Raw genomic sequence first — 24,939 nt, 5'->3', positions numbered from 1 at the left:
TCGCGCTCAGCTTTTCGCGACATCCAGCGGATCGGCCGATCCGGTATTGAGCTTTGCGGCAAGGGCTTGGTTATATCTACGAACCATGCCCGGGATCAAAAAAGCATCGACGATCTGCCAGACGATGATGGCGCACACCGAGAGCGCGAAAAGTGTCGGGCCGATCGCACCCAAGGTGTCCTTCATGCTTATTGCAAAAGCGACACCGATCGGAAAAAGCGCTGCTTGAAGAAGCCCCGTGGGAATACGCTTCAGATAGTAGCGATGGCCGCCCAGAAAACCCAGGCAAAACCAGAGCAGATAGGCGGCGGAAAGCTCCTTCTTGCCGGCGTCGTACTTCATCAATGTGTTTGCAGTCGAATTCATTATTGAGACCCATTTACTTTTTCTGTACTTCTTGCACCCGATAACTGTCTCATCTGCGGTGCATTTCTGGCACGCCGATCAGCGATACGAATTATGGGCTTCAGATAAGGGGTTGAATCTCATTTTCAGTCAGCCGTCGTCGCGATGCGATGCCCGCCAGTGAGCGGGCATTTTGCGTTCTGCAGCGAAGGCTTGCCGTGGGCGAACTAGACGTCGTTTTTTTGTGCGGCTTTGACGGGGGCGATATTCGACGCGGGCAGATCTTCCGTAGTGCGTCGTGATTTTGTGGCGATCGACTGATCCTCGAATGCCCTCCCGCCTGCGTATAGTCGCTCGAATTCTTTCGTGTAGACGCGCGCTAATGGGCCTGCGTTCGAGAAGACATTCCAATTTTCCGCGTTGCGCGCCTCGCCGGCATCGGTCGCATTCATCGAGCCGAACGCGACCTTGTCATCGACGACGACAAACTTGTGATGCATGATCGCGTAGGCATGATGGGAGCGCACATCGATTCCTGCCGCTTGTAAATTCATACCCTTCGAATGTCGAGAGTGAACGTTACTTTTGTCGATGACGACTTGGACTTTTACACCGCGCTTGTGGGCATTGATAAGCGCTTGCGCAATGGCGTCGGACGTAAAGCCATAGCCGGCGAGTAGCACGCGGGTTTTCGCCGTGTCGATCAGATCGACTCGGGCTTGGACTGCACCGCCGTTGGGGGAGAAATACGTGGCGACGCTGGCGTCCTTCAGTAGCGAGACGTTTTGCGCATGTGTCAGACGAGGGCTGCAGGCTAAGACAGCGGGAAGGAGGAGGCAGGCTACCCAGAGGTTTCGACTGTTCTTATCAGTCTTGGCTAGGACTGCGCCAGTACCTCGTCTTTGGACCGCGACGACTGTTGAACCGCTCTCAAACGTTCTGCGCTGCATAGCTGCTCCCTTGGATCGCCGAACAAACCAAATTGGCCTGTCGGTTTTATCGTTTGGAATGCTACCTAATTTTTCTGGGCAGACAAAGTCGTCCGAATGGACGATCGATGGGTGAAAGGCTTTAGAAGAGGGTAAGCGGAGCGTGCTGAATTTTTGACTCGGGCGTGTGCCGGGATGGGGCAACGATGTGTGTCGAGGGCCGGTATGCGAGAGGAGTAATCGCGTGGATTGGCGCTGAGTCGGGGCGCGAAAGAGAGCGGTGCGTTATAAGAAAGACGCCCGCGAAAGCGGGCGCCGAGGTTCTGCGATCATGCGAAGGGCGATCTAGACTTGGCCCGGTCGCGGTAAGGGCGCTATTGGATCGATGTCTCCGGGCTCCGTAGGTAACGCTTCTCCGTCTTCGTCCGCTTCATTCGGCGGTGCGTCAGCGGGATCGTCCAGTTCTGGCATTCAGATCTGGCTCGGTGGTGATATTCGGATCTTGTGTCATGTCGTTCCTCCTGGAACGTGGGTCCTGCATCCCAAACGTGCGCAAGGAACGTTCCGCCAGCGAGCACCAATCTAAAGTTTTTCTTAAACCGCGGCGAATGGCGGCGCGGCCGGGCAAATGCGCGAAAGGAGGCGACAGAATGTCGATTCCTAAAGGATCCTCACGGGCGGCCGTTTACCTAAAAGTGAACGGAAAGGAGAAAAATGATGGAAAACGCTGGGCGATTCCTCTTAGGCACCGTGGCCACTCTGATCTCCTGCGCCATCCTCTGGCAGGCGCAGAACACCATGGATTTGACGGGCGCGCATCTCGTGAATCGGGCGATTGCGTCGCTCCACGCTGGCGGGGCGACAACCGTGGCTGAATCGTTGCCACGACGCTGACGTTCTTTGACAGCTTTCGATGTTCCCGCTGGTGTACGGCAAGCGTCGTCACCGGCTGAATGTGTTGCATTGCCAAGAACCAGCAAGCACGCCCTATCTACGCGGTCTTTGACGCTGGCGACATCGTTACCGATGATAAAAGAGAAGGATTTCGGGTGGAGACTATCGAAGTCTTGCGTTGCCCAAAGTGCTGGGAAAGAACGGCGACGGTTCGGAAGAAGCCGCTGAGTCAGTCCCTGGGGTGGTTGCGTTCGGTGGATCAGCCGAGCCCAGCCGACGATGCCATCGGAATCTTCGTGTTGGTGATCACGATTCTGGTGGTGTTTTTCGGCGCACCCGTTTGTTTCGTCGTCTGGCTGTTTCAACGTAATCGTCAACACTACGGCGTGTGCAAATCGTGCCGCCATCAGTGGCGATTGGGGTAAGGCGGTCTGTATTTGACACGCCAATCATTCATGCGCCGTTTGTTTCTATTTTTCACCACGGCAGACATCAGCACTACCGTTTGGCGACGTCGTGTCAGAAAGGTGGATACCTATCCCTTGGCGGGTTCTATATGCCTGCCTCAAGCACCTGATCAATGATGTGACGATATGAGACGGTGCGAGATGTTCCGGCATTGATCAATCGTATCCAGTGGGATACACTTGTTCTATGATCGAATTGCGCAAAACAATCGAATTTGCTGACTGGCTTGACGGCCTGAGAGACGTGCGCGCACGCGCTCGCATTCAGGTGCGGGTGCAAAGGCTGGCGGACGGCAACCCGGGCGATGCCAAGCCAGTTGGCGAGGGTGTATCGGAAATGCGTATCGACTACGGCCCTGGTTATCGGGTGTACTACACGCAACGCCGTGGCGTGTTCATCATTCTGCTGTGTGGCGGCGACAAAGGCAGCCAAGACAAAGACATTAGACAAGCACTGCGACTTGCCAACGAACTTGAGGACTGAGCCATGGCTAAAACCACAACCCGTTTCGACGTAGCCGAGCATCTGCGGACCGAAGAAGAAATGCAAGCGTATATCGAGGCCGCTTTCGAGGACGCGGGTGACGATGCGGCATTCATCGCTCGCGCTGTGGGCGATGTGGCGCGTGCTCGTGGTATGTCTTATATCGCGCGTGATGCCGGGCTGTCCCGCGAAAGCCTTTATAAAGCCCTTTCTGGAGAACGTAGTCCGGACTTCGCCACAATGCTCAAGGTGCTACGTGCACTCGGTCTAAGACTTCACCCGGAACCTCTGACGACGTAATTTTGCGTTCAGCCGCTAGTCTCGTTGCTGCCAATGGGCAAACTTCCTGAACGTGGGCAATAAAAAACCCCGTAGCACGGGGCTCGACGGGGTTAACTTAGCGTTGCTTGCAATCTTTGGGATGTTCTTGGTCCCCCCGACAGGAATCGAACCTGTATCTAGCGCTTAGGAGGCACTTGTTCTATCCATTGAACTACGGGGAGACGCGGGGCAGAGTATAGCAGAGGGTGTTTAGGCGATCCTAGCGGGCGGGTAGGGGCGTCGTTCAAAATGCCGCCAAATTAGCCGATCGGACGGCACCCGAAATTCCTTGCAACAAGATTACAGTCGCAGAGCCCGATTTGCACCCCGGAAAAAGCCTTCCTACACCTAAGACCCAATCCGCCAATCCAGAAAAGCAAATCAAGAAAATACCTTTCAAAACATTGCCGTAGCAGAAGATCCTCATCCAAAACCCCGCACCACATCCTCCGCAGAGAATAATTGTTGCTTGCCCGCATCGCCCGAGCGGATTCTTGTGTAAAAAAGCATTGCGTCAGCTTCGTGTCAATTTATTTTCAGCTAACGTAGTAGGTATGGTGATTCGTTTTCCGTGACATGGGTCGGGGATAGAAAATGGGCGTGGAATGGTTGGCGGGTGGTGCTGCAGTCTTCGGTTTGGCGGTTGTAACCGTGTTTCATGACACATTGCGCAATGTGCGTCGCAAGCGGACGTTGTCCGCCGCCGCATCGCGTCATACCAAGAAGGCCTGAAAGGGTATCGTTCTGACCTGACCGATCTCCTCGCCGTCCTATGCCGTCGTCAAGGAGATCGGGAAGCAAAATGCCGGTCGGCAGGCTGACGGCCGAGCGTGCAACCGATACGCCCCGAATCGCGTCACCCCAGCCTCACCGCCAAGCTGAAGCAAAACCGCCGCGCCGTTCTGACGCCACCGGCTCAGCCCACGCCATTTCCGCTGCTCCCGTACTCCGGCCCTAAAGCCAATCCCGCGCGCATTCCCATACTTCCCCGTTTGCGTCACGCGCAGCCGGTACAATAGCGGCCAACCGATTTCCCCTTTTGCGGCGGCCGTAGTGCCGGGATCGTCGATTCCCGCCAGGTTCGCTGCTGGACAGCCTTCTCATGTCGATGTACTCCATCACCGGCGCCCAATTGGCGTTCGGTCACGTGGCTTTGTTGGATCACGCCGATTTCTCCATCGAGCAGGGCGAACGCGTCGGCCTGATCGGCCGCAACGGCGCCGGCAAGTCCTCGCTGCTCAAGATCGTTGCGGGCCTCAGCCGCCCGGACGATGGCCTGGTTTCGCGCCAATCCAATCTGAAAACGATCTTCGTCGCGCAGGAGCCGGAATTCACCGAAGGTGAGACCATTTTCGAGGCAGTCGCCTCCGGCCTCGCCGACGCGATGCGTCTCCTTGCCGAATACGACGAGGTCTCGTCCCAGTTGGGCGCCGAGGGCAGTGACTCCGACGCCCTGATGGCGCGCCTGACCGAACTGCAAGGCGACCTCGACGCGACCGACGCCTGGTCATGGCGCAATCGCGTCGAAACGACGCTGGAACAGCTCGGTCTCGACGAGACGATGCGCGTCGATGATCTGTCCGGCGGGATGCGCAAGCGCGTCGCCATCGCACGGGCGCTCGTCAGCGCGCCGGATCTGCTGCTGCTCGACGAACCGACCAACCACCTCGATTTCGACGCGATCCGCTGGCTCGAATCGCTGGTGATCTCGCTGCGCACCAGCCTGCTCTTCATTACCCACGATCGACGCTTCCTGGATTCCGTCGCCACCCGTATCGTCGAACTGGATCGCGGACGTTTGCTGTCCTATCCCGGCAATTTCGCCGCATACCAGCTTCGCAAGGAACAGCAACTCGAAGCCGAAAGCGTCGAAAACGCCAAGTTCGACAAGCTGCTGGCGCAAGAGGAAGTCTGGATCCGCAAAGGCGTCCAAGCCCGCCGTACCCGCAGCGTGGGCCGTATCGCACGGCTGGAAGCCATGCGCGGCGAGCGCTCGGAACGACGCAACGTGCAAGGCAATGTGAAACTGGACGTCAGTCAGGCCGACCGCTCGGGCAAGATCGTCGCCGAGATGATCGACGTGTCGAAGGGCTATGAAGGCTGGACCCTGATCAATAAGCTCACCGCCACGGTGATGCGCGGCGACAAGATCGGTTTGATCGGCCCGAACGGGGCAGGTAAGACCACGCTGATCAAGCTGATGCTCGGCGAGATCGCGCCCGACAGCGGCTCGCTGCGGACTGGTACCAATATCCAGGTGGCCTATTTCGACCAGATGCGCGCGCAACTGGATCCGGAGCGCAGCCTGGCCGATACCATCGCACCGGGCTCGGACTGGGTCGAGATCAACGGCGCGCGCAAGCACGTGATGAGCTATCTGGCCGACTTCCTGTTCTCGCCGGAGCGTTCGCGCTCCCCGGTGAAATCGCTGTCCGGTGGCGAGCGCAACCGCCTGCTGCTGGCACGCCTGTTCGCCCGCCCGTCGAATGTGCTAGTGCTCGACGAACCGACCAACGACCTCGATATCCCGACGCTGGAGCTGCTCGAGGAGTTGCTGGCCGACTATCCGGGCACCGTCCTGTTGGTCAGCCACGATCGGACCTTCCTCGACAACGTGGTGACGTCGGTCATCGCCTTCGAAGGCAATGGCGTCTGGCGCGAATACGTCGGTGGTTTCTCGGATTGGCGTACCCAGTCCGCTCGGGCGCAGCATACGAGCGGCGATGCCTTGCCGGCCACGCCCTGGTCCGCCGGCGGCAAAGCGGCGCGTAAGCCGGATGCCTCTGCGGCATCGGGCGCGGCGGCCGGAAAAGACAGCGCGGGCGCGACGTCGGCTGCACCGAGCGTGGCCGCGAGTGTCCCCGCCGTCCCGAAGGGAAAGCCGGTCAAGCTGTCCTTCAAGGAACAACGCGAACTGGAGACCTTGCCGGCGACGATCGCCGAGCTGGAGACCGAGCAGCGGCATCTGTCGGCGCTGATCGAGGACGGCAAGATCTTCGTCGACAATCCGGCCGAAGGGACTAAGCTGACGGAGCGTTTCGCCGAAATCGACGACGAGCTGATGCTCGCGTTGGAACGCTGGGAAACGCTGGAAGGGAAGACCCGCGGCGAAGTCTGACCGAGCCTGCCGGGACGGGCCGCGACAATGTGCCGTCCTTGCTCCCCCAAGCGGCCAATCGCACGCGCGCAAGGTACACTCGATCGTCCGAGACAGTAAAATACGCGCGGCCAGCAGTGTGTTCTGGCCCCGTTTCGTGTCAGAACATCGGTTGCGGGTTGTCCGCAAGCCGGCTTCCGTATTCCGATGTGTCGGCCGCGACCGGCGGGCGCGGGCAGGGATTTTCCTGCCTCGCCCGCCTGGCGCGGCATCGCCATTTGTATTTTTTGTGGTCGGTGGGGCGTCGTCAGACCCCGCCGGCCCGATGCTGAATTCCGAACCACATGTCCAAAAAACCGACGAATCCTGCCTATAGCGAAGCCTCGATCAAGGTGCTGAAGGGCCTCGAGCCCGTCAAGCAGCGGCCGGGCATGTACACGCGGACGGAAAATCCGCTGCACATAATCCAGGAAGTCATCGACAACGCCTCCGACGAAGCGCTCGGTGGCAACGGCAAGCGCATCGCCGTGACCTTGCACGCCAACGGCGCCATCAGCGTCGACGACGAAGGCCGCGGTATTCCGTTCGGCCTGCATCCCGAGGAAGGCGTCAGCGTCATCGAGATCGTCTTCACCCGCCTGCACGCGGGCGGTAAGTTCGACAAGGCCTCGGGCGGCGCCTACTCGTTCTCCGGCGGTCTGCACGGCGTGGGCGTCTCCGTGACGAACGCGCTGTCCACCCACCTCGACGTCACCGTGTGGCGCGACGGCAAAGTGGCCGATGTCGGCTTCGAACACGGCGCGGTCACGCGCGAATTGACGATACGGCCGGCCAATCGAGGCGAGCGCCGCAATGGCACGCGCGTCACCGTGATGCCGGATCCGAAGTATTTCGATTCCGCCACGCTGCCGCAGGCCGAACTGCAACGACTGCTGCGCTCGAAGGCCGTGCTGCTGGCCGGCGTCGAAGTGGAGCTGACGATCGAGAAGACCGGCGAGCGCATCGTATGGCAATACGAGGACGGCTTGCGCGGTTACCTGAGCGAAGGCCTGAACGGCGCGGAGCCGCTGGTGCCGCTGTTCGAGGGCGAGCGCTTTGCCGATCCGGCGCGTAACGGCGAAGAAAACTTCGCGCCCGGCGAAGGCGCTGCCTGGGTGGTCGCATGGACCGAGGAAGGCACGCTGCTGCGTGAATCCTATGTGAACCTGATCCCCACGCCCGCGCACGGCACGCACGAGTCCGGTTTGCGCGACGGTCTGTTCCAGGCGGTACGGAGTTTCATCGAGCTGCACGGCCTGCTGCCGAAGGGCGTGAAACTGCTGGCCGACGACGTGTTCTCGCGCGTCTCCTATGTGCTGTCGGCAAAGGTGTTGGACCCGCAATTCCAAGGGCAGATCAAGGAACGTCTGAACAGTCGCGATGCGGTCAAGCTGGTCTCGGCTTTCACCCGTCCGGCGCTCGAATTGTGGCTCAATCAGCACGTCGAGCACGGCAAGAAGCTGGCGGACCTGGTGATCAAACAGGCGCAGGCGCGCACCCGCGCCGGCCAGAAAATCGAGAAGCGCAAGAGCTCGGGCGTGGCCGTGCTGCCCGGCAAGCTGACCGATTGCGAGTCGACCGATATCACGCGCAACGAGCTGTTCCTGGTCGAGGGTGACTCCGCCGGCGGCTCCGCGAAGATGGGGCGCGAAAAAGAATTCCAGGCGATCCTGCCGTTGCGCGGCAAGGTCTTGAATACCTGGGAGACCGAGCGCGATCGGCTGTTCGGCAATAACGAAGTGCATGACATTTCCGTGGCCATCGGCGTCGACCCGCACGGGCCGAACGACACGGTGGACCTGTCGAACCTGCGCTACGGCAAGATCTGCATCCTGTCCGATGCGGACGTCGACGGCTCGCACATCCAGGTGCTGTTGCTGACGCTCTTCTTCAAGCACTTTCCGCAGTTGGTGGCGCGGCAGCATATCTATGTCGCTCGGCCGCCGCTGTTCCGCGTCGATGCGCCGGCACGGGGCAAGCGTCCCGCGCAAAAGCTGTATGCGCTCGACGAAGCCGAGCTGGAATCGATTCTCGACAAGCTGCGCAAGGACGGCGTGCGCGAGACGCAATGGAGCATCAGCCGCTTCAAGGGCCTGGGTGAAATGAATCCCGAGCAATTGTGGGATACGACGATGAATCCCGACACGCGGCGCCTGTCGCCGATCACCTTGGGACAGTTCGACTTCGACACCACCGTCACGATGATGACGATGCTGATGGGCAAGGGCGAAGCCGCCGCGCGCCGCAGCTGGTTGGAAGAGAAGGGCAACGAAGTCGAAGCGGACATTTAAAGCAGGTAGGACATGGTCATGGAATACGACACTATCGAGACAAGCCCGCCGGACGACGCGCTGACGCTGAGCGTCTACGCGGAGCGGGCGTACCTGGATTACGCGGTCTCGGTCGTGAAGGGGCGCGCGCTCCCGGACGTCTGCGACGGGCAGAAGCCGGTGCAACGCCGCATCCTTTACGCAATGAGCGAAATGGGCCTGGCCTCCGATGCGAAGCCGGTGAAATCGGCACGCGTGGTCGGGGATGTGCTGGGTAAGTACCATCCGCACGGCGACCAGTCGGCATACGACGCTTTGGTGCGTCTGGCGCAAGACTTCTCGTTGCGCTATCCCTTGATCGACGGCCAGGGCAACTTTGGCTCGCGCGATGGCGACGGCGCGGCGGCGATGCGTTATACCGAAGCACGCCTGACGCCGATCGCGAAATTGCTGCTCGATGAAATCGGCATGGGTACCGTCGATTTCATGCCGAACTACGACGGCGCGTTCGAAGAGCCCCGGCTCTTGCCGGCACGTCTGCCCTTCGTGCTGTTGAACGGTGCTTCCGGTATCGCGGTGGGGATGGCCACGGAAATCCCGTCGCATAATCTGCGCGAGACGGCGGCGGCGGCGGTGGCCTTGATCCGCAATCCGAAGATGTCGCTGGAAGAAGTGCTGGCCTTGATGCCGGGCCCGGATTTTCCCGGTGGCGGCCAAATCATTTCGAGCCCGGCGGAAATCGCCGCCGCATATGAAAGCGGCCGTGGCTCGCTGAAGGTCCGTGCGCGCTGGAAGATCGAAGAGCTGGCACGCGGGCAGTGGAATCTGGTGGTGACGGAGTTGCCGCCGAACACGTCGGGTCAGAAGGTCCTCGAAGAAATCGAGGATCTGACCAATCCGAAGATCAAGCTCGGCAAGAAGGCGCTGACGCCGGAGCAACTGGCGGGCAAGCAGACGATCCTGGGCCTGCTCGACGCGGTGCGCGACGAGTCCGGCAAGGATGCGGCGGTACGGCTGGTGTTCGAGCCGAAGTCGAGCCGGATCGATCAGACCGAGTTCATCAATACACTTCTGGCGCATACCAGCATGGAATCGAACGCGCCGATCAATCTGGTGATGATCGGTGGCGACGGTCGACCGCGTCAGAAGTCGCTTCCGGACATTCTCGGCGAGTGGGTGACGTTCCGTCAGGCGACGATGACCCGCCGCACGCAGCATCGTCTCGGCAAGGTCAACGACCGCATCCATATCCTGGAAGGGCGCCTGATCGTCTTTCTGAATATCGACGAAGTCATTCAGACCATCCGCGAATCGGATGAGCCGAAGCCGGCGCTGATCGATCGGTTCAAGCTGACCGATCGGCAAGCCGAGGACATCCTCGAAATCCGGCTGCGCCAATTGGCGCGTCTGGAACGGCTGAAGATCGAACGCGAATTGTCCGAACTGTCCGACGAGAAGAAGAAGCTCGAGGAACTGCTTGGTAGCGAGTCGGCAATGCGTCGCTTGATGATCCGCGAGATCGAAGCGGATGCGAAGCAATACGGCGACGAGCGTCGTACGTTGATCCAGCAGGAAAAGCGCGCGAGCGCCGAAGCCCGCATCGTCGACGAGCCGGTGACGGTCATCGTGTCGGCGCGCGGCTGGGTCCGCACGCAGAAGGGCCATGGCCTGGACAGCGCGATGTTCACCTTCAAGGCGGGCGATGCCTTGTACGGTGCCTTCGAATGCCGCACCACGGACAATCTGATCGCCTGGGGCGACAACGGCCGCGTGTATTCGTCGGCGGTGGCTGGGCTGCCGGGCGGTCGCGGCGACGGCGTGCCGGTGACCTCGCTGGTCGATCTCGAATCGGGCACGCGTCTGTTGCATTACTACGCCGCGTCGCCCGACCGCTTGCTGTTGCTGGCGACCAGTGCCGGCTATGGTTTCCTGTCGAAAATCGGCGATCTGGTCAGTCGGAATCGCAGCGGCAAGGCCTTCATGACGATCGAAGGCGAAGGCGCCGCTCAACCGGTGCCCTTGATGCCGACGCCGGTGCTCGCCGGTTCGACCGAAGTGGGCTGTCTCGCCAGCGATGGCCGTTTGCTGGTCTTCGGCATCGATGAGATGAAAACGATGTCCGGCGGCGGTCGCGGTGTGACCTTGATCGGATTGGACGAAGGACAGTCCTTGCTGCAAAGCGTGGCCTTCACGTCGGCCGGGCTCGTGCTGCAGGGCGAGCGCGGCGGCAAGCCGGTGGAAGCGCTGTTGAATGGTGTCGCGCTGGATCCGCATCGCGCGAAACGCGCGAAGCGTGGCAAGGTGCCGGCAAACCGTTTGAAGCCCACGGGCCTGCGTCCGGAAATCCGCTGACGCGAGCGCGGGCGGCGGGACTGCCGCTGCCTGTCGCTCGTCCGCCCATCCCCCGTCATGGCGGGGCGAACCTTCTCTGCAAAAGGATGTTGTCTCGATGAACCACGTCGTAGAACTCGCGCTATTCCTGCATCTGCTCGCCGTCGTCGTCTGGGTAGGGGGCATGTTCTTCGCACACCTTTGCCTGCGGCCCGCGGTCGCCGATATCGCGCCGCAGATGCGCATGCCGCTTTGGTTGGGCGTGCTGCAACGCTTCTTCACCTGGGTGGCCGTGTGCATCGGGGTGATTCTGATTTCGGGCGGCTTCCTGATGAGCCGCTTCGGCGGAGGCGGTCAGTCGCCCTGGCCCGTCCAGGCAATGACCGGTTTCGGCGTGATGATGATGCTGATTTTCGGGCACCTTCGCTTTGCGCTGTTCCCGCGTTTGCGCCGCGCGGTGCAGGCGGAAAAATGGCAGGACGGTGCAAAGGCGCTGGCCGGCATTCGCATGATGGTGACCATTAATCTGGTGCTCGGCGTCTGTACCATCGCCTTCGGCGTATTAGGTCTCGTTTAAGCCGGTTCCCGTATCGCGCGTGCTAGCGCGCGTTCCGCCGCAGGCGCAACAGGACGCTCACGCTTTCTTCGGCGCGTCGCTGACCTCGGGAGATGCCGCCGCGTCGGTTGCGGGGCCGGGCAGCTCGGTGCCGGATATCCCAATGTGACGTAACGCTTCCAGCGCCGCCTCCGCACGCAGCGGCCGCGAGAACAGGAAGCCTTGCGCATCCAGACTCCCTAGTCGCGACAGCCATTCGGCCTGTTCGTCGTTCTCGATGCCTTCGACGACCACGGTCAGGCCGAGCGACTTCGCCAGCCCCACGATCGCCGAAATCATCGAGCAGACGCTGCGATCGTTCGGGATCGCATGCACGAAAGAGCGATCGATCTTCAGTGTGTCCACAGGGAAACGGTGTAGATAGGACAGGGAGGAATAGCCGGTTCCGAAGTCGTCCAAGGCGATGCGTACGCCCAGCGCCTTCAGCGCGGTGATCTTGTCGGAGACCAGCTCGGGATACTCGATCATCGCCGTTTCGGTGATTTCCAGCTCCAACTGGCCCGGCGGGACATTGTATTTATCCAGCGCCCGCCGCACGGTATCGACAAGATCGCCGCGCCAGAACTGGACCGACGAGACATTGACCGCCAACGTCAAGGCCTCGAAGCCTTGCGCGCGCCACAGCGATAACTGACTGCAGGCGGCATCCAGCGCGAAGTCGCCGAGCGGCAGGATCAGTCCGGTGGATTCGGCGATCGGAATGAAATCCCCCGCGAGAATCAGCCCCTGATCCGGATGATGCCAGCGCAGCAAGGTTTCGAATCCGACGATGCGGCGATCCTGTAGATTGAAAATCGGCTGGTATTCGACGAAGAATTGTTTTTGCGACAGCGCGACGCGCAGCTGCTGCTCCCACTTCATCAAGCGATCCGCGCGACGTGCGAGGTGCGGCGAATAGAACTGGTAGCAGGCCTTGCCGGCTTCCTTGGCGCTGTACATCGCCAGATCCGCTTTCTTCAGCAGGTCCGCTTCGTTCTCGCCGTTTTCCATATACAGCGCGATACCGACACTGGCGTTCAACACCAGCGGAATGCCGCGCACGGTGAACGGGGGCTGCAATGCTTCCGCGATCGCTTCGGCCAGCAGCGCCGATTCCTCGCGCACCGCCGGTCCCTTGATGGCGATCAGGAAGGCGTCGCCGCCACTGCGCGCGAGGATCAGGACCTCGCTGCTCAGGCGCGCGGACAAGTCTCCCAAACGCCCGGCTGTCTTGATCAACACTTGGTCACCAGCGCCATGCCCGAGTGAATCGTTGATCGTCTTGAAATTATCGAGGCCGACCATCAGCAGCGCGATGCGCCCCACATTTTCGAGCGGCAGGACTTCGCGGCGCAGCATTCGCAGGCTCTGATAGCGATTCGGCAATCCGGTCAGAATGTCCGTCTCGGCAAGCAGCCGCATTTCCTGTTCGCGTTGCATCAGCTTGCGCATCAGCAACCAGACGTAAAAGAGGAAGACGATGATGGCCGCCGAGATGAAGGCGGTCATCATCAGATAGACGTTACGCGTGTGATTGAACGCAGCCAATTCGTCGTTGACGGCCAGGCCGGCCATGATGCCGAGCGGGTAACCGACGATATGGCGATAGGCGACGATGCGCGCGACGTTATCCACCGGATCCTCGATCTGGCCGGACAAGTGCTGCGGTTCCGGATAACGGACGCCCGCCGTGAAGCGATGCTCCGGATCGTGATTGCCAGTCTGGCGCGACAGCACGGTGCCGTCGTCGCTGATCACGGCAATGACGCCACTCTCACCGAGCGCGGCGGTGTTATAGAAATCCGATGTGAAGTAGCGCGGGTCCACCGAGACCACGACGATGCCGTCGAACTGATTTGCGGCATCGTTGAGGCGCCGCGTGAACTGCAGCGTCCATTGTCCCGATGCGCGGCCGAGGACCGGCTTGCTGATAAACAGCTCGTCGTTGTCGTGGGTGACGTGATAGCGGAAATGTTCGCGGTCGGAGACGTCCACCGGTGTCTTTGCGCCGGAGGTTACCGTGATGCCACGTTGTCCCGGTCGCGTGCTGACCGCCTCGAGCATCTTGCCGTTGGCATCGATCAGCGAGACTTGGAGCAGCACATCGGGTGGGACGAGGCCCTGCGAGAAGGCAAGGTCCAAATTGAAGTGCGCCGGATCCTTCTCGAATTCGAACTTGATGAAGCGCGTGATCTGGTCGATCTGATGGATCGCCTTGACCGTGTGCTGTTCGAGCGCGGACGCGAGGATGTCCGCCGATGCGGCGGAGTCTGCACTGACCGAACGATGTTCGACCGATAAGCGCGTGCCGATCACCGACCATAAAATCGCCAGCAAAACGATACCCAGCGCCGGAATGGCGAACAGGGCCCATTTGCGGGTATCGCGATGGTCGTCGTATTGCGGATCGAACGGCCGCGATGCGCCATCCCCCGGCGGCTGTAGCTCAGTCATATCTCGTAAGTGGATCGGCCCGCGCCAGCGGCTAGGGCTGAGAGATAGTAACCCAAGCCTATCTATTTTAGGAGTTCGTCACAACGCCGATCTGAGGGCCGTGCGAAGACGATCTGCGCGGTCCTGCCAGATCGCGGCCAGTCATCTCGTAATACATTAGCGAACGGTGAACGGGATACGACTATGTACGACCGCGCGACCGTTTTTTTAGCGCAGACATGTCGCCCGATTCGCGTCACGGGGAACCATTGTTCGACCGCATGTAAGCGTATCCATGCGTCACCTGCACGATGCGAAGGGATCGATTCCATCTTGCTGCATGATCGATGCAGTAAAACAGTCGTTCGACATCTGCAGAGGTTTGTACCTAAGAGGCGCGCGTGGAGGCGGCGATTGCAGTAAGGCGGGAGCGTCCGTCGGCATCGACGTACGACGGACATCTGCGGCAAGGGTGTCGTGCATTTGCGACGTTGCTTCGATATGGGCGCAACGTCGCGGCGCGATTCAGGGTGCGCTGAGTTCCGCGATCATCTCGATTTCCACGCAGACGCCGAAGGGTAATTGCGCGACGCCGAATGCCGAGCGCGCATGCTTGCCCTGATCGCCGAAGATCTCGACCATCAATTCCGACGCGCCGTTGGTGACCAGATGCTGTTCCGTAAAGGTGGACGCCGAATGCACCAGGCTAACGAGCTTGACGATGCGCGACACGCGGCCGAGATCGCCGGTATGGGCATGCAGCGTCGCCAGCAGGTCGATGGCTACGCTGCGCGCTGCCGCTTTGCCGGTGGCGGTGTCCAGTTCATCGCCGAGGCGGCCGACCCAGGGTTGGCCGTCCTTGCGTGCGATATGCCCGGAGAGATGCACCAGATTGCCCGACTGCGCGGCCATGACATAGGCGGCGGCCGGCGCGTTTGCGGCCGGCAGCGTGATACCGGCGGCTTCCAGGCGGGTATAGACAGCGGATTGCGACATCGATTTATCTCCTTAGAGGACAGGCTGGGCCGCCGGGTCCTTGGGCCAGGCGGCGATCAGGCGGCCTAGTATAGCGATGCCTTCGTCGATCCGTGCCGGCGGGACGGTCGAGAAACACAGGCGCATCGATCGCGATGCCAACGGTGCGGCGCGTCCATCGGCATAGAAGGGCTCGCCGGGCACGAAGGCGACATGTTCCACGATGGCCGCTTGCAGCAAGGCGGTGGCGTCGATCGCTTCCGGCAAGGTCAGCCAGACGAACATGCCACCGGCCGGAGCGTTCCAACGCACGCCTTCCGGCATTTCGCGTTCCAGCGCGGTGAGCATCGCGTCGCATTGCGCGCGGTACAGCGCGCGCACGTCGGGCAGGTGCCGCGACAGCAGATCGTTCTTGACCGCTTCGTAGACGATGCGTTGCGTCAAGATCGGCGTATGCAGATCCGCTGCCTGCTTGGCCTGAACAAGCTTCATCAGCAGCGGTTCGGGCGCGATCACATACCCCACGCGCAATCCCGGCGCCAGGACTTTCGAGAAGGTGCCGAAATGGACAATGTGGTTCGGCGCCATCGACAACAACGTCGGCAAGGGCTCGCCGCGGTAATACAGCTCGCCATACGGATCGTCTTCGATCACCGGGAAGCCGGCCCCTTTTGCAAACTCGGCCAGGGCGAGGCGGCGCTCCAGCGGCAGACGTCGGGCCGTCGGATTCTGAAAATTCGGCTGCGTGTAGAGAAGCCGCGCACCCTCGGTCAGCGCGGGCGTCAAGGCGTCGGGCTGCAGCCCGTCGTCATCGGACGGCACCGACACGAAGGTCGGCTCGAACATCGCGAACGACTGCAAGGCACCCAGATAGGACGGCGTTTCGACCAAGGCGCGGCTGCCTGGATCGAGCATGACCTTGCCCATCAGATCGAGCGCCTGCTGCGAGCCGGTGGTGATCAGTACCTGCTCGGGGCGAATCGTCACCCCGTTGCCGGAATGGTGCGCCGCCACCCACTCGCGCAACGGACGATAGCCCTCGGTCGGCGAGTATTGCAGTGCGCCTACCGCATCGTCGGTCAGTACACGCTCGGCCGCCGCACGCATCGCCTCTACCGGAAACGTCGCCGGGGCCGGCAGGCCACCGGCGAACGAGATGATCTCGGGACGCTCGGTGACTTTCAGGATTTCCCGGATGGCCGAGCTGGTCAGCTTGCGTGCGCGTTGCGACAAGGGCCAGTGGCTGGCGGCTGCCGTGGCAGTCTCATATCCGGACGGCGTGCCGGAGGACGTGTGTTCCGATGACATAGCGGTGTGGCCTTCGATTTCGTGCGGGTGAGAAACAGGGGCAATGCAGGGGTGACGCGCCGCCAGCGCGCATCGTCTTACGCGCCAGGACATTGCTATCGGGAAAGCGGACGAAATGAATCTTAAACACGGTCGGCTCGCCAGTGCAAGGCGAGATCGACCGCAAATCAATCTTAAGTAAATGTACCGATACAGTCTCGGTACAATTGGCTGAATAGTTTGTGATACAGTTGCGCGAATTGTGAAAAGCCGGCTTGGGGAGGGCGGGAAATGTCGACGATGCTGGAACAGATTCCGCCGCCGGTAGGCTCGGATCAGCTGACGCTGGTCGAGCAGCTGGTGATGTGGGCGCGGCGCCGTATCGACGAGCGCGTGTTCCGGCCGGGGCTACGCATGCCGTCGATTCGCCGCCTTGCCTCGGAGAAGGGCGTGTCGCCGGCCACGGTCGTCGATGCCTACGAGCGTCTGGTCAATTACGGCTATCTCGAGGCGCGGCGAGGCTCCGGTTTTTATGTGCTGGACCGGCAGCGCGAACAGGGCGGCGCGGCGCATCCGACGGGTGCCGGGCTTGCGGCGGGGGCGACCTCGAATGGGACGGTTCGTGCCGGCGTGAGTGGGCCGGGCGTCGGCACCGGTACGTCGCGTGCCGCCGGCGGTGGCGCGGGCGGGCGCGCCCGGGCGACCGGCAACGCACCGCTCGCGCCGCCGTCGACGATCGACGTCCCTTGGCTGCTGAACAACATCATGCACACCACGGCGCCGGAAAAAGCGCCCGGCCTCGGCTTTCTGCCGAACGACTGGCTCGACGGCGAGATGTTGGCGCAGGCGGTGAAACGGATCGGCCGCCAAAGTGGGGGCGCGCTGTTGCGTTACGGGCTGCCCCAGGGCTCGCTGCCGCTGCGGCAACAGTTGCAGATCCATCTGGCCGGTATCGAGATTGGCGCGACACCGGACCAGATCGTCACGCTGTCCGGTATCACCAATGCCGTCGACCTGATTTCACGCCTGTATCTGCAGCCGGGCGATTCGGTATTGGTGGGCGATCCGGCCTGGTTCCAGATGTTCGGGCGGATCGTCGGGCAGGGCGCGCGTTTGCTGGGCGTGCCCTATACCGCGAACGGCCCGGACCTCGATGCCTTGGAAATGTTGGCGGAAACCTGGCGGCCGAAGCTGATGGTGATCAACTCGGTGCTGCATAATCCCACCGGAACGTCGCTGAGCGCGGCGCAGGCCTATCGGATTCTGCAGATCGCGGAGCGCTATGATTTCATCATCGTCGAGGACGACATCTACGGCGATCTCTGCCCACCGAATCATCCGGCCGTGCGGCTGGCGAGTCTCGACCAACTGCGGCGCGTGATCTATGCGGGCAGCTTCAGCAAGACCTTGGCGCCGAATCTTCGCGTCGGCTATATCGCCTGCGACCCCGTGCTGGCAAAACGCCTCTCCGATCAGAAGCTGCTGGCCGCGCTGACCACGCCGGAGCTGGGCGAGCGCATCATCTACGGCGTGCTGACCGAAGGCCATTATCGACGCCATGTCGAGCGCTTGCGACTCAAGCTGGATGGCGTCCGTGCGCCGGCGCTGGCCGCCTTGAAGCAGGCGGGCGCGACCTTGCTCTGCGAGCCCGACGCGGGCATGTTTGTCTGGGCGAACGTACATTGCGACAGCAGCGCGATGACGGCAGCGGCGCACGAAGCCGGCTTCCTGCTGGCGCCGGGCGCGTTGTTTTCCCCGTCTCAGACACCGTCGACCTATCTGCGCCTGAACATCTGCAGCAGCACGCATCCGGATTTCCTGGTCTTCCTGTCCGACTATATCCAGCGACACGGCCAGTAGCATGCAAAACGGTGCGTCGGCCCTTGAATTTGCCGATCGCGCCCTGATATGGGTTCCATTACGTTTTCCTATCCACCGCGGCGTGGCGGGAAAACATTCGGACCCCTGGCGCCCACGCCGCCAGCTAAGCGGCGAGGTGTCCGCGCGACGGCGCGCGGCAGTATCGGGGGATCGTGAACGTCACTTTGTATCGGGAATCGGCATGACGCAACAAACAATGAGTTTTCAGGCAGAAACGAAGCAGCTTCTGCAGTTGATGATCCATTCGCTGTACAGCAACAAGGAAATCTTCCTGCGGGAATTGATCTCCAATGCATCGGACGCGGCCGACAAGCTGCGCTTCGAGGGGATCGCCGATGCCTCGCTGTACGAGAACGACCCGGAACTGAAAATTCGCGTCACGCACGACGCCGAAGCTCGCACGATTTCGATCGAGGACAACGGCATCGGCATGAGCCGTGACGACGCGATTGCGCATCTCGGCACCATCGCCAAATCCGGTACGAAGGAATTCTTCTCGAAGTTGTCCGGCGATCAGCAGAAGGATGCGGCGCTGATCGGTCAGTTCGGCGTGGGCTTCTATTCGGGCTTCATCGTCGCCGACAAGATGACGGTGGAATCGCGCCGCGCCGGTGCCCCGGCAGCGGAAGGCGTGCGTTGGGAAAGCGCCGGTGACGGCGAATTCACCGTCGACAATATCGACAAGACGTCGCGCGGCACGAAGATCACCTTGCATCTGCGCGCCGACGAAGACGAACTGCTGTCGTCGTGGAAGCTGAAGTCGATCATCCAGAAATACTCGGATCACATCGCGCTGCCCATCCTGATGCAAAAGGAAGAGTGGGATGCCGAGGCGAGCAAGATGGTCGTCCAGGAAGAATTCGAGACGGTGAACCAGGCCAGCGCGCTGTGGACCCGGTCGAAGAACGACATCGACGACGAACAGTACAAGAGCTTCTACAAGCATCTGACGCACGCGCAGGAAGATCCGTTGGCGTGGACGCATAACCGTGTCGAGGGCCGCAGCGAGTACACGCAGCTGCTATACGTGCCGGCCAAGGCGCCGTTCGATATGTGGGACCGCAATCAGCGCGGCGGTTTGAAGCTGTATGTGAAGCGCGTCTTCATCATGGACGATGCCGAACAGTTGTTGCCGTCCTACCTGCGCTTTATCCGCGGCGTGGTGGACTCGAGCGATCTGCCGTTGAACGTGTCGCGTGAAATCCTGCAGGAAAGCCGGGATGTGAAGGCGATCCGCGAAGGTGTGTCGAAGCGTGCGTTGCAGATGCTGGAAGATCTGGCCGAGAACCATGTCGAGAAGTACAAGACGTTCTGGAGCGAATTCGGTCAGGTGCTGAAGGAAGGCGCGGGCGAAGACTTCGGCAACAAGGATCGGATCGCGAAGTTGTTGCGTTTCGCCAGCACGAACGGCGATACCGACGAGCAGAACGTGTCGCTGGCCGACTACGTGTCGCGGATGAAGGATACGCAAACCAAGATCTATTACGTCAATGCCGATAGCTGGCGCGCGGCGCGTAACAGTCCGCATCTGGAAGTGTTCCGCAAGAAGGGCATCGAAGTGCTGCTGCTGTCGGATCGCGTCGACGAGTGGATGTTGTCGTTCCTGAACGAGTTCGATGGCAAGCCGCTGAGCAGCGTGGCGCGCGGCGATCTCGACTTGACGCCGGACGATGAAGAAAAGGCCGCTCAGGAAAAGGTGGGCGACACGATGCAGCCGCTGGTCGAGAAGGCAAAGGAATTGTTGAAGGACAAGGCGAAGGACGTGCGCTTGACCTTCCGCCTGACCGATTCGCCTTCCTGCCTGGTGGCCGACGATGGTGCGATGAGCGGCTATCTGCAACGGATGTTGAAGCAAGCCGGCCAGCAGGCACCGGATGCGCAGCCGATCCTGGAACTGAATCCGGACCATCCCTTGGTCAAGCAGTTGCAAGCCGATTCGCCGCAGATCGACGACTGGGTGCATCTGTTGTTCGACCAGGCGCTGCTGGCGGAAGGCGGTAGCCTGGAAGATCCGGCGGCGTATGTGCGTCGCGCCAATGCGCTGCTGCTGGGTGCGGCCGGGCGTGCCTGAAACAGGATCGTTGCAGTCCGTGCCGAGCGCAGCGAGTGCGCTTTCGGTGGCGCGGCGGCGGACGCGGCTGGCCACGCGTCGCTTGCCGACGCAGGCGGGTGCGCGAGCGGGGCGCATGCGCGATGCCGATCTGGTGCCGGCGCATGGCATGGGGCGCTGGCGGGTATCGCCCGCCGCAACCGTGCCGCACGATCGGCGCGGTTGGTTGATGGCGGGCGGTGCGCTGACCTTGCACCTTGCGCGTTTGGCGGGGCGTCCTGACGCAGTGGAGCGCGCGGGTACGTCGGCGTATCCAGTGACGGTGCGGGTCATCAAGGAGCGGCGCGAACGCCCTTGGCCTGACGAGGCGCCGTTACTGGGTGCAAAGGCGCGGAGTGTCGCCTGGGTGCGCGAGGTCGAGTTATCGGTCGAAGGCGTTCCCTGTGTGGTGGCGCACAGCGTGACGGGATTGGTGCACAGCCGTGGTACATGGCGAGCGATGCGGACTTTAAGGACGCGTCCGCTCGCCATTTTGCTTTATCGGGATCCAACCGTGCGACGGTCGATGTTGACGTCGCGTGGGGTCGGGCGTACCGATGCGCGCCGCGCGGACCCGCTGGCGCGACTCTATGCGCGACAGCAGGCGCGAGTTTCCGCCGACGCGCGTCCGCTGTCCGCGGCGGAGCGCGACGCGCAGTCGCCGCGTTCGTCACGTTCGCCGTGTTCGCTTATTGCCCGCCGTTCGGTCTTCGAACGGCATGGTGCGCCGCTCATCATCACAGAGTGTTTTCTGCCGGCATTCTGGCAACTGCTGGATCGCGCCGCCGCGCGGTGACGGTTGGCGTCCGGCTTCCTAATCGCGCGATGCGCACCGGGCGCGTCGGCCAATGTGCGCCTTTCGATGACGTCGTCTTCTCTGCTACAAAGTTTCCCCGCCGTCTGTGACGCCAACACGCGCGTCATGATTTTCGGCAGTCTTCCCGGCGTGCGGTCCTTGGCGGCGGCGCAGTATTACGCGCATCCACGGAATCTTTTTTGGGATCTGCTGGGGGAGGTGATCGGTACGCCGCTGCGATCCTTGACGTACGACGAACGCTTGACGACCGTGCTGGCCCACGGCGTCGGACTGTGGGATGTGATTGCCGAAGCGCGGCGGGACGGGAGTCTCGATAGCGCGATCCGGAATCATATGGGCAACGATCTGCGGACCTTGCTGGCAAGCCTGCCCAAGCTTCAGACGATTGGCTTCAATGGCGGCACCGCTGCCAAGATAGGCGAAAAGGCGCTGGGCGATCTGGCACGGCGGTATCGGATCGTGCGCTTGCCGTCCAGCAGCCCTGCCTACGCGTCGATGCCGTATGAAGCGAAGCTGGCGGTGTGGCAGTCGCTGCGCGGCTAGCGTGGCAAGGCGTTCCTTCTCATCAAATCGGAATCACGCCCAAGCCAATCGCCACCGCCAGCAGCACCAAGGAAAACGCCCACATCGTGGGTAGCGCAAAGCGGATATACCGGCCGATATCGAGCCCGGCGAGCCCCAGGCCGAGCCACAATGCCGGCGAGAACGGGCTGATGAAGGTGCCGGCGATATTGCCGATGCCGAGCGCATACACGGTGCTGGCTGCCGATACCCCATGAGGCGCGACGATCTCGCTGACGATCGGCAGCAAGGCGAAATAATAGGCATCGGTCGATAGCAGCAATTCCATGGGCAGACCGACCAGGCCCAACACCAGGTGCAATCGCGGCACCACCGCATTCGGCAGCCAATCGACGATCGTCTGGGCCAAGGCCCGAAGCATGCCGCTGCCGTCCAGAACGCCCAGGAAAGCACCCGCCGATAAAATGATCGACGCCATGACCATGGCATTGGGCGCGTGCTGCTTGATGCACTCCAATTGCGCCGCCTGCGTGCGATGGTTCAACAGCAGCGCAAGCGCGACGCCGATCATAAAGGTCAGGGCCGACGGAAACAGGCCGCTGACCAAAGCGCCAAAGACCATCAGACCCAAGGCGGCATTCGCAAAGAAGCGCCACCGTGGCACGTCTTCGACGCCCTTGCTCAGCGATGGGGCACTGCGCGGCGCAGCGGTCGCACCCTTCCGCGGTCCTGCCGTTTCTGACGTTGCGCCATGCATCGACGAGAGGAGGGCGCCCGACGGAGTCGGGGTCTCATCGTCGCCTGCCGCCGTTGTGTCGATACAGACTGCTTCGCGCGCAAGTCGGCGTTGTTCCCGCCATCCTAGCAAGGCTGCCAACGCCAAGAGCAAGACGGCGCCGATGGCCTGGAGCGGGATCAGCGGATGCCACAAGGTGGTGGCATCCAGTCCGGTCACCGCCGAGGAGCGACCGAGCGGGCCCGCCCACGGTGTCATATTCATCAGTCCGGCGCCGAGCGCGATCAGCATCAGCATCAGGTAGGGGCTCAGTCGCAGCCGTTTGTACAAGGGCAGCAAGGCCGGGACGGTCAGCAGGAAGGTCGTGGCGCCCGCGCCATCGAGGTGCGCGGCAAGACCCAATGCCGCAGTGCCCACGCAGACTGCGATGACGTTGCCACGGGTCAGGCGCAATAAGCCGTTAACCAAGGGCGTGAACAAACCTGCTTGCTGCAGGATGCCGAAAAACAAAATGGCGAAGATGAACATCGTCGCGACCGGCGCCACCTTTGCCACGCCCTTGCTGTAGAAGTCCGCGATCTCCACTAGGGAAAATCCGGCCGCGATCGCGCCAATCAAGGGTCCCAGGATGAGGCCGATCAGCGGCGCGCTCTTGCCTGACAGCAATGTCCCGACAACGGTCAGGATAATCAGGATTCCAATCAAAGTCAGCATGCCGTTGTCCCCTGCCACTTAGGCTGTTATGTGTATTGACTTCAAAACGACTAAACATTCTGAGGTCAAAGTACGCAGGGGTCTATCGGACAGCAGCGAATTACAGCGCCGAATAGGCCTTAGGCTCGGCAAGCGATGCAGCGATTTCTCACGCAATGTGCAAAAGACTTAGGAGCCAAACAGCACGATGGCGCTTGACGGAATGCATGGCCAAGCCAGTCCGCTATGGACGAACGGGAAAGGCAACGAGACGGCGGGTCATTCGGCTAGGCCTTCCGACATCATTTATAAATCGCGCTTTATTTTGCTCAAGCGGCGTCGGCACGGAGCGCGCTGCCGACGTGGCGGTTCTCGGCCGCTTGGTGCGAAAACGTGTCCGCCATGCCGATCGCGCGACCCACCAGAATGACGGCGGGGCTCTGCAAACCCGCTGAGCCGGCTCGCTCGGCGATGTCGTCCAACTGCCCGATACAGCGTCGCTCGCGCGTCGTACCTGCCCACTCGACGACCGCGGCGGGTGTCGTCGCCGGCAGATGTTCGGCCAGCGTGGCGCAAATGCGGTGAATGCGGTGCATCCCCATATAGATGGCGAGCGTCGTGTTACTGGCAGCCAGTGCGCGCCAGTCGGGTTCGTCGTGATCCTGTTTGTGGGCGGTGACAAAGGTCACGCCGTCGCAATGCGCGCGATGCGTCAGTGAGATACCGAGGCCGGCCGCTGCCGCAAAGCCCGACGAAATGCCATTGACGATATCGACGGCGATGTTCGCGCCGCGCAACGTGTGGATTTCTTCTCCCGCCCGACCGAACAGCAGCGCATCGCCCCCTTTGGCGCGTACGACGTGACAGCCCCGGCGCGCATAACGGCACATCAGACGCTCGATGAAAGCCTGCGGTGTTGATCGACAGCCGCCGCGTTTGCCCACCCGAATCACGCGGGCTTGAGGCGCGAGCGTGACGATGTCCGGATTGGCCAGGTCGTCGAGCAGGAGCACGTCGGCGCTGGCCAGGACGCGCGCCGCACGTATCGTCAGCAGGTCGATCTCGCCGGGTCCCGTGCCTAGCAACGTGACGCGGCCGGCCTTGCGTTCGCCGCCCTCATGCTGCGTCGCTTCGAACGCGGTAGGCGCGGGAAGGGCGTAAAGGGAATCACTCTTCATAACAATCTCCGTACTGCGAGGACGTTCTCATCGTGTGAATCGGTCGGACACCATGCGATATCGATGCGCGGTCCGTATGCCGGTCGGCGTCTCCACAGGCCTAGCGTCAACAAAGAAACGCCGAAGCCGACGACAAAAAGCAAACGGCGTCCGCTCGCCGTGATGCGAGGGGACGCCGTTGTCCGCGATGCCGATCTGAATGGTGTGTGCACCGCATGCCGATGCACGATGCCTGCGATTTCGAAAACACATGATGCAAGACCCAGGCCAAGCGACGCGCCACGACAGTACGGCCTTGTCCGATGAGACACGTCCTTCGGAGTCGATGCATTACGGTGCATCGACATGACGCCTGCACTATCGAAGTGCGTCCGTGCATCGAAACAGGGCCGACAGCCTTGCGCGAGAATCCCGTCGTTCGCGCGTTCGGCGCGATGCCACGACCCGGCTCATACCCCCGCACGCCTTGTACTGCCTGGGCTCCTCGGTGTCGATTGGAGAAAGTTTCGTTCGCTGGCACACCCTATGCATAGGGGGTATCGCGGATCAACGGCGA

17 protein-coding genes, 1 tRNA gene and 1 pseudogene are annotated in these 24,939 nt (G+C 61.6%); 11 read left to right on the top strand and 8 right to left on the bottom strand.

Going from position 1 to position 24,939, the window contains the following annotated elements; translation table 11 throughout:
• Window positions 1-6: 6 nt before the first annotated feature.
• Together ABEG21_RS11675 and ABEG21_RS11670 are read right to left on the bottom strand one after the other, a co-directional pair.
• Window positions 7-366: a TM2 domain-containing protein gene (locus ABEG21_RS11675; protein WP_347554763.1), complete on the bottom strand. Its 360-nt coding sequence runs from the start codon at window positions 364-366 to the stop codon at window positions 7-9.
• A 206-nt stretch (window positions 367-572) separates the two neighbouring features.
• Window positions 573-1,295 (bottom strand): phospholipase D family protein, encoded by a 723-nt coding sequence (locus ABEG21_RS11670; RefSeq protein ID WP_347554762.1) that lies wholly within the window; start codon window positions 1,293-1,295, stop codon window positions 573-575.
• Between the two features lie 1,028 nt (window positions 1,296-2,323).
• Here ABEG21_RS11670 and ABEG21_RS11665 point away from each other — a divergent pair.
• The 3 genes from ABEG21_RS11665 (at window position 2,324) to ABEG21_RS11655 (ending at window position 3,419) form a co-directional block, all read left to right on the top strand.
• Window positions 2,324-2,593 carry a hypothetical protein gene (locus tag ABEG21_RS11665; protein WP_347554761.1) on the top strand — a complete coding sequence of 90 codons (270 nt, stop codon included), beginning with the start codon at window positions 2,324-2,326 and terminating at the stop codon, window positions 2,591-2,593.
• A 229-nt stretch (window positions 2,594-2,822) separates the two neighbouring features.
• Window positions 2,823-3,119 carry a type II toxin-antitoxin system RelE/ParE family toxin gene (locus ABEG21_RS11660; RefSeq protein ID WP_347554760.1) on the top strand — a complete coding sequence of 99 codons (297 nt, stop codon included), beginning with the start codon at window positions 2,823-2,825 and terminating at the stop codon, window positions 3,117-3,119.
• Between the two features lie 3 nt (window positions 3,120-3,122).
• Entirely contained in the window at window positions 3,123-3,419 is a 297-nt protein-coding gene (locus ABEG21_RS11655) for an addiction module antidote protein (protein ID WP_347554759.1), read from the top strand.
• A gap of 128 nt (window positions 3,420-3,547) precedes the next feature.
• Here the strand turns inward: ABEG21_RS11655 and ABEG21_RS11650 are convergent.
• Window positions 3,548-3,622: transfer RNA gene (locus ABEG21_RS11650), tRNA-Arg, on the bottom strand.
• A gap of 920 nt (window positions 3,623-4,542) precedes the next feature.
• Here ABEG21_RS11650 and ABEG21_RS11645 point away from each other — a divergent pair.
• From ABEG21_RS11645 to ABEG21_RS11630, 4 genes are all read left to right on the top strand, one after another.
• Window positions 4,543-6,558, top strand: coding sequence for an ATP-binding cassette domain-containing protein (locus ABEG21_RS11645; protein WP_347554758.1), 2,016 nt, complete (start codon window positions 4,543-4,545; stop codon window positions 6,556-6,558).
• 323 nt (window positions 6,559-6,881) lie between these two features.
• A complete protein-coding gene (locus tag ABEG21_RS11640; RefSeq protein WP_347554757.1) occupies window positions 6,882-8,867 on the top strand; it encodes a DNA topoisomerase IV subunit B in 1,986 nt (661 codons plus the stop codon).
• Window positions 8,868-8,885: 18 nt separating this feature from the next.
• Window positions 8,886-11,198, top strand: a complete 2,313-nt coding sequence (gene parC, locus ABEG21_RS11635; protein WP_347554756.1) for a DNA topoisomerase IV subunit A — start codon at window positions 8,886-8,888, stop codon at window positions 11,196-11,198.
• A gap of 97 nt (window positions 11,199-11,295) precedes the next feature.
• On the top strand, window positions 11,296-11,754 hold the full coding sequence (locus ABEG21_RS11630) for a CopD family protein (RefSeq protein ID WP_347554755.1): 459 nt from the start codon (window positions 11,296-11,298) through the stop codon (window positions 11,752-11,754).
• Window positions 11,755-11,811: 57 nt separating this feature from the next.
• On the opposite strand, the gene ABEG21_RS11625 is transcribed toward ABEG21_RS11630, so the two are convergent.
• From ABEG21_RS11625 to ABEG21_RS11615, 3 genes are all read right to left on the bottom strand, one after another.
• Window positions 11,812-14,226, bottom strand: a complete 2,415-nt coding sequence (locus ABEG21_RS11625; protein WP_347554754.1) for an EAL domain-containing protein — start codon at window positions 14,224-14,226, stop codon at window positions 11,812-11,814.
• 504 nt (window positions 14,227-14,730) lie between these two features.
• Window positions 14,731-15,201: a RidA family protein gene (locus tag ABEG21_RS11620; protein WP_347554753.1), complete on the bottom strand. Its 471-nt coding sequence runs from the start codon at window positions 15,199-15,201 to the stop codon at window positions 14,731-14,733.
• A gap of 12 nt (window positions 15,202-15,213) precedes the next feature.
• The gene (locus ABEG21_RS11615; protein ID WP_347554752.1) at window positions 15,214-16,488 is read right to left on the bottom strand and encodes a PLP-dependent aminotransferase family protein; all 1,275 of its coding nucleotides are present in this window, start codon (window positions 16,486-16,488) and stop codon (window positions 15,214-15,216) included.
• A 270-nt stretch (window positions 16,489-16,758) separates the two neighbouring features.
• Here ABEG21_RS11615 and ABEG21_RS11610 point away from each other — a divergent pair.
• The 4 genes and pseudogenes from ABEG21_RS11610 to ABEG21_RS11595 form a co-directional block, all read left to right on the top strand.
• A pseudogene (locus ABEG21_RS11610) lies at window positions 16,759-18,267 on the top strand (PLP-dependent aminotransferase family protein); the annotation flags it as partial.
• Window positions 18,268-18,529: 262 nt separating this feature from the next.
• Window positions 18,530-20,419, top strand: coding sequence for a molecular chaperone HtpG (gene htpG / locus ABEG21_RS11605; protein ID WP_347554751.1), 1,890 nt, complete (start codon window positions 18,530-18,532; stop codon window positions 20,417-20,419).
• Window positions 20,412-21,233: a chorismate lyase gene (locus ABEG21_RS11600; protein WP_347554750.1), complete on the top strand. Its 822-nt coding sequence runs from the start codon at window positions 20,412-20,414 to the stop codon at window positions 21,231-21,233. The genes htpG and ABEG21_RS11600 overlap by 8 nt, the downstream gene beginning before the upstream one ends.
• A 66-nt stretch (window positions 21,234-21,299) precedes the next feature.
• Window positions 21,300-21,797 (top strand): DNA-deoxyinosine glycosylase, encoded by a 498-nt coding sequence (locus ABEG21_RS11595; protein ID WP_347554749.1) that lies wholly within the window; start codon window positions 21,300-21,302, stop codon window positions 21,795-21,797.
• 22 nt (window positions 21,798-21,819) lie between these two features.
• Here ABEG21_RS11595 and ABEG21_RS11590 read toward each other — a convergent pair whose 3' ends face one another.
• Together ABEG21_RS11590 and cobA are read right to left on the bottom strand one after the other, a co-directional pair.
• The gene (locus tag ABEG21_RS11590) at window positions 21,820-23,226 is read right to left on the bottom strand and encodes an SLC13 family permease (protein WP_347554748.1); all 1,407 of its coding nucleotides are present in this window, start codon (window positions 23,224-23,226) and stop codon (window positions 21,820-21,822) included.
• A gap of 308 nt (window positions 23,227-23,534) precedes the next feature.
• A complete protein-coding gene (gene cobA / locus ABEG21_RS11585; protein WP_347554747.1) occupies window positions 23,535-24,383 on the bottom strand; it encodes a uroporphyrinogen-III C-methyltransferase in 849 nt (282 codons plus the stop codon).
• Window positions 24,384-24,939: the final 556 nt, after the last annotated feature.

Source organism: Robbsia sp. KACC 23696 (assembly GCF_039852015.1).
In the GTDB taxonomy this organism is placed as follows: Bacteria; Pseudomonadota; Gammaproteobacteria; order Burkholderiales; family Burkholderiaceae; genus Robbsia.
This window is presented reverse-complemented; position numbering and strand designations above follow the sequence as displayed.

What these genes read in the sequence shown, in the direction of transcription:
- ABEG21_RS11675 (WP_347554763.1), bottom strand. Translation starts at nt 366, where the DNA reads ATGAATTCGACTGCAAACACATTGATGAAGTACGACGCCGGCAAGAAG.
- ABEG21_RS11670 (WP_347554762.1), bottom strand. Translation starts at nt 1,295, where the DNA reads ATGCAGCGCAGAACGTTTGAGAGCGGTTCAACAGTCGTCGCGGTCCAA.
- ABEG21_RS11660 (WP_347554760.1), top strand. Translation starts at nt 2,823, where the DNA reads ATGATCGAATTGCGCAAAACAATCGAATTTGCTGACTGGCTTGACGGC.
- ABEG21_RS11655 (WP_347554759.1), top strand. Translation starts at nt 3,123, where the DNA reads ATGGCTAAAACCACAACCCGTTTCGACGTAGCCGAGCATCTGCGGACC.
- ABEG21_RS11645 (WP_347554758.1), top strand. Translation starts at nt 4,543, where the DNA reads ATGTCGATGTACTCCATCACCGGCGCCCAATTGGCGTTCGGTCACGTG.
- ABEG21_RS11640 (WP_347554757.1), top strand. Translation starts at nt 6,882, where the DNA reads ATGTCCAAAAAACCGACGAATCCTGCCTATAGCGAAGCCTCGATCAAG.
- parC (WP_347554756.1), top strand. Translation starts at nt 8,886, where the DNA reads ATGGAATACGACACTATCGAGACAAGCCCGCCGGACGACGCGCTGACG.
- ABEG21_RS11630 (WP_347554755.1), top strand. Translation starts at nt 11,296, where the DNA reads ATGAACCACGTCGTAGAACTCGCGCTATTCCTGCATCTGCTCGCCGTC.
- ABEG21_RS11625 (WP_347554754.1), bottom strand. Translation starts at nt 14,226, where the DNA reads ATGACTGAGCTACAGCCGCCGGGGGATGGCGCATCGCGGCCGTTCGAT.
- ABEG21_RS11620 (WP_347554753.1), bottom strand. Translation starts at nt 15,201, where the DNA reads ATGTCGCAATCCGCTGTCTATACCCGCCTGGAAGCCGCCGGTATCACG.
- ABEG21_RS11615 (WP_347554752.1), bottom strand. Translation starts at nt 16,488, where the DNA reads ATGTCATCGGAACACACGTCCTCCGGCACGCCGTCCGGATATGAGACT.
- htpG (WP_347554751.1), top strand. Translation starts at nt 18,530, where the DNA reads ATGACGCAACAAACAATGAGTTTTCAGGCAGAAACGAAGCAGCTTCTG.
- ABEG21_RS11595 (WP_347554749.1), top strand. Translation starts at nt 21,300, where the DNA reads ATGACGTCGTCTTCTCTGCTACAAAGTTTCCCCGCCGTCTGTGACGCC.
- ABEG21_RS11590 (WP_347554748.1), bottom strand. Translation starts at nt 23,226, where the DNA reads ATGCTGACTTTGATTGGAATCCTGATTATCCTGACCGTTGTCGGGACA.
- cobA (WP_347554747.1), bottom strand. Translation starts at nt 24,383, where the DNA reads ATGAAGAGTGATTCCCTTTACGCCCTTCCCGCGCCTACCGCGTTCGAA.